Genomic DNA, 3,502 nt, shown 5'->3' on the forward strand with positions numbered 1-3,502 from the left:
GGCGCGGACCGTGTCCGCGCTCGTCGTGTCGGTCGCGGGCGTGGCCCCGGCGTTCTCGCTCATGGCGCTCCACCCTGCCCGAGGAGCGGACGCGGCGCGGCTCGTCGGCGGTCCGCGTCAGGTGTCAGCTCTCCGAGCGATGCCGAGGTGATCCACATCCGTGCGGCGGAATGCATCAGATGTGACCTGTTCCGCCGCAGAATCCGCGATCATGCCGGCGCCCCGGAGCTCGAACCCGGCCCGCCGGCACGGTTCGTGGAGCGGCGTGTGGTCCAGAATTGCCGACAAATCATGGAGGACCGGGTCCCGGAGACCCGGTTCTCTCGACCACTTCCCGGGCGGAGGGTCGCCGACGCCCGGCGGGGCGCGCCTCAGTGACCGGCCGGGCCCGCGAGCGAGTTGACCGCACCCCGGAACAGCGGGGGCAGCGCCCGGGACACCGGCACCAGGCTGCGCCGGACGAACCGCGGCCGGGTCCCGACCAGCAGCGCGGCCGTCAGCCACCGGTAGCGCCGCGTCACCCGCGCCCAGTCGCGCTCGTAGCGCTCGGGGGCGCCGTCGGTGATCGCCCGCACGGCCGCCCCGGCCTGGGCGAACGCGAGGGCCAGGCCTTCCCCGGTCAGCGCGTCGACGTACCCGGCGGCGTCGCCGACGAGCAGGACCCGCCCCGCCACCCGGCGGCGCGCCCCCTGCCACAACGGGCCGGCGCCCCGGACGTCGCCGACCACCTCGGCGCCGGCGAGCAGATCGGGCAGCCCGGGGACCGCGCGCACGCGGTCGTCGAAGGATCCGCCACCGGTGGCGGCGAGGACGTTCACCCCGACCAGACCGTCGCCGACCGGGGTCACGTAGGCCTCGACCTCGGGGGCCCAGTGGACCTCGACGTACGGCGACCAGGGCTCGGTGCGGAAGTGCCGGCGCAACCCGAACCGCGGGTGGCGGCCCGCCCCGGCGCCGAGTCCCAGCATGCGGCGCACCGGGGAGTGCAGGCCGTCGGCGGCCACGAGGTGCCGGGCCCGGACCCCGTCGGCGGTCACCACCGCCCCGTCCTGGGTCACCGTCCGCAGCGCCCGCTGCTCGATCCGCGCGCCCGCGTCGAGGGCGGCCTCGCGCAGCGCCCGGTGCAACGTCGTACGGCGGATGCCGCGCCCGGGTCCGGCGCGGAACTCGGCGTCGGCGCTGCGCCCCGACCCGACGTAGCGGATGCCGTCGAACGCCCGGCCGGGCGGGTCCACGCCGAGGGCCTGCAGCGAGGCGAGCGCGCCGGGCATGAGGCCCTCGCCGCACGCCTTGTCGACGTCCCCGGGCCGGGGCTCCCAGACCTCGACGTCGAGGCCGGCGCGGGCGGCGTGCAGCGCGGTGACCAGCCCGGCCGGGCCGCCGCCGGCGACGAGCAGGTCGATCGGGCGCGTGCTCACGAGGTCTCCGTCCCGACGGGCGCCGCGGCAGCCGCCTCCTGCAGTGCGTGACGTTCCGCCCGGATCCGCACGCTGAGCAGGCCCGCGTTCGCGAGGGTGAACACCCCGGCCGTGATGAAGGCCGAGCCCGCCAGCGGCAGCGCCACGCCCTCGACGACGACCGCGGCGTAGTTGGGGTGCGCGAGGTGGCGGTAGGGCCCGGAGGTCACCGGCGCGACGCCGGGCAGGACGATCACGCGGGTGTTCCACCGCCGCCCGAGCGCGGCGATACACCAGGCCCGCACCCCCTGGCACCCGACGAGCAGCGCGAGCATCGTCGCGGCGAGCGCCGGTCGGGTGCGGCGGCGGGCGAGGTGGACCTCCGCGACGGCCCCGACGAGCAGGCCGGTGTGCAGCACGATCATCGCGGGGAGGTGGCCCCGGCCGGTCTCGACGCCCCCGCGCGCGAACGCCCAGGCCGCGTTGCGGCGCGAGATCGCGAGCTCGGCCAGGCGCTGGACGCCGACGGCGCCCACGAGCAGCGTGTACCCGGTGCGGTTCACGCCGGCGCCCGCAGCAGGACCAGCTCGGAGCAGAACCCCGGACCCATCGCCAGCATGAGCCCGATCGAGCCCGGCCGCGGCGGCCGGGTCTCGAGGGTGTCCGCGAGCACGTGGAGCACCGACGCCGAGGAGAGGTTCCCGATCCGGCGCAGCGAGTCCCACGTGACGGCGAGCGCCGCGCGGTCGACCTCGAGCGCGTCCTGCAGCGCCTCGAGCACCTTCGGGCCGCCGGGGTGGGCGACGTAGAACTCGACGTCGTCGTGCCCCAGGCCGTGGTCGGCGAGGAACCGGCGCACGTCGTCGCCGAGGTAGCGCCGCACGACGTCGGGCACGGCCCCGTCGAGGACGATCTTCAGCCCGCCCGCGCCGACGTCCCAGCCCATGGTGCGCTCCGAGTCGGGGTAGAGCCGGCTGCGGGTCGCGAGCACCTCGGGCTGCACGCCTCCGGCGCCGGCCAGTTCCTCGACCCGGTGCGCCCCGGCGGCGACGACCGCGGCGGCGCCGTCGCCGAACAGGCCGCTGCCGACGAGGTTGGGCAGCGAGGCGTCGTCGCGCTGCAGCGTCAGCGAGCAGAGCTCGACGCTCATGAGGACCGCGACCGCGTCCGGGTGCCCGACGAGGTAGTCGTACAGCCGCGCGATCCCGGCCGCACCGGCGACGCAGCCGAGCCCGACGATCGGCACCCGGACCACGTCCTCGCGCAGCCCGATGCGGGCTGCCACCCGCGCGTCGAGGGACGGCACGGCGAGCCCGGTGACGGTGGCCGAGACGATCAGGTCGACGTCGCGGGGGGCGAGGCCGACGGCCGCGAGCGCCTCGACGACCGCGCGGGCCCCGAGCTCGACCCCGGCGGCGATGAACGCGTCGTTGGACTCGCCGAAGTCGCGCAGCGTGCCGTAGCGCTCGAGCGGCAGCGCGGTGTGGCGGGCCTCGACGCCGGCGTTGCGGTGGAACCGGTCGACCAGCGCGCGGCTGGAGCCCGCGAGCACCGTCGAGGCGAAGGTGTCGGTGATCTCGTCCTGGCGGTACCGGTGCTCCGGCAGCACGCCCCGGACGCTCACGACCCGCACGCTCACGCCGCCTCCTCCCCGACCGCCGTGGTCCCCGGACGCAGGAGGGCGCCGACGAGCCCACGCGCGACCGTGGGCGTGATCCGGCCCCGGGCGAGCCCGAGCTCGACGAGGTCGTCGAAGACCTGCTGGTCGGCGGCCGAGGCGCGCAGACCGGCGGCGAGCAGCGACCCGCTGCGGGTCAGCGCCGCGGCCGCCGCGGTGGGGCGCAGGTGCGGGAAGAGGTGCGTGCGGGCGGCGCGCACGTAGTCCCGGCCGGCGGCCCGCGGCCGCCCGTGCGCGAGGGCCGCCGCGGCGGCCCGGCCGGCCGCGAGCCCGGTGGCCACGGCGTAGTAGATGCCCTCGCCGGTCACCGGGTTCACCAGCCCCGCGGCGTCCCCGACGAGCAGCACCCGTCCCGACGGCGGGCGCCAGCGCGGCCCGGACAGCGGCAGGTGGTGGGCGACCCAGTCGCCGCCGCCGGCGGTGCTGC

4 protein-coding genes are annotated in these 3,502 nt (G+C 77.4%); all 4 read right to left on the reverse strand.

Features of this window, described 5'->3' with window-relative positions; all coding sequences use genetic code 11:
• Positions 1-371: 371 nt before the first annotated feature.
• On the reverse strand, positions 372-1,418 hold the full coding sequence (locus tag AC0CYZ_RS03940) for an NAD(P)/FAD-dependent oxidoreductase (protein ID WP_472212543.1): 1,047 nt from the start codon (positions 1,416-1,418) through the stop codon (positions 372-374).
• Positions 1,415-1,960 (reverse strand): isoprenylcysteine carboxyl methyltransferase family protein, encoded by a 546-nt coding sequence (locus AC0CYZ_RS03945; protein ID WP_472212545.1) that lies wholly within the window; start codon positions 1,958-1,960, stop codon positions 1,415-1,417. The genes AC0CYZ_RS03940 and AC0CYZ_RS03945 overlap by 4 nt, the downstream gene beginning before the upstream one ends.
• Positions 1,957-3,036 carry a type III polyketide synthase gene (locus tag AC0CYZ_RS03950; RefSeq protein ID WP_472212546.1) on the reverse strand — a complete coding sequence of 360 codons (1,080 nt, stop codon included), beginning with the start codon at positions 3,034-3,036 and terminating at the stop codon, positions 1,957-1,959. Before AC0CYZ_RS03950 ends, AC0CYZ_RS03945 begins: the two co-directional genes overlap by 4 nt.
• Positions 3,033-3,502 (reverse strand): NAD(P)/FAD-dependent oxidoreductase (locus AC0CYZ_RS03955; RefSeq protein WP_472212548.1); only part of this gene is annotated, 470 nt, incomplete at its 5' end. The genes AC0CYZ_RS03955 and AC0CYZ_RS03950, both read right to left, overlap by 4 nt.

The organism is Actinomycetospora sp. (assembly GCF_055612215.1).